Raw genomic sequence first — 460 nt, 5'->3', positions numbered from 1 at the left:
CTGTTTCTGTCGTCTCGCCGCTGCGGGACAGCGCGACGACGTGCGTGTTGCGCCACTCCGGCCAGAAGGCCGAGGGGCGGTTTTGCCATTCGGCGCCGGGGACCGCGATTGCCTTTCGCCCCGCCAAATTGGCATAGGCTGCCAGCGAAAGTGCAAGATTGAAAGACGTGCCACAGCCGACGAAGACGAGCAGCTCCGCCCTATCGGCAGCTGAATTCGAGCCGATCGCCTTCTCCCAGTAGGGAAATTGCTCGAAAATAACTTTTTCGGTCGTGTTCATGAAGTCTCCGATTATTTGACTGAACCAGCCAACAGGCCGCTGACGAGGTAACGGTTGAGGAAAATGACGACGAGGGCGGGAATGACGATGGCGATCGAGCCGCTCGCCGTGATGAGGCCGTAGTCGATGAAGTTCTTGGTTACGAATTCCGGGATCAGAACGGTCAAGGGCTTCGTTGCC

At 58.3% G+C, this 460-nt stretch carries 2 pseudogenes; both read right to left on the bottom strand.

The features are described 5' to 3' along the window. Positions 1-280 (bottom strand): annotated as a pseudogene (locus K6M89_RS30590) (SIS domain-containing protein); the annotation flags it as partial. Between the two features lie 11 nt (positions 281-291). After that, positions 292-460 (bottom strand): annotated as a pseudogene (locus tag K6M89_RS30585) (carbohydrate ABC transporter permease); the annotation flags it as partial.

It is taken from the genome of Rhizobium croatiense (assembly GCF_019793465.1).
GTDB lineage: Bacteria > Pseudomonadota > Alphaproteobacteria > Rhizobiales > Rhizobiaceae > Rhizobium > Rhizobium croatiense.
The sequence above is the reverse complement of the archived record's forward strand: the minus strand, read 5'-3'. Positions and strand labels throughout refer to the sequence as shown.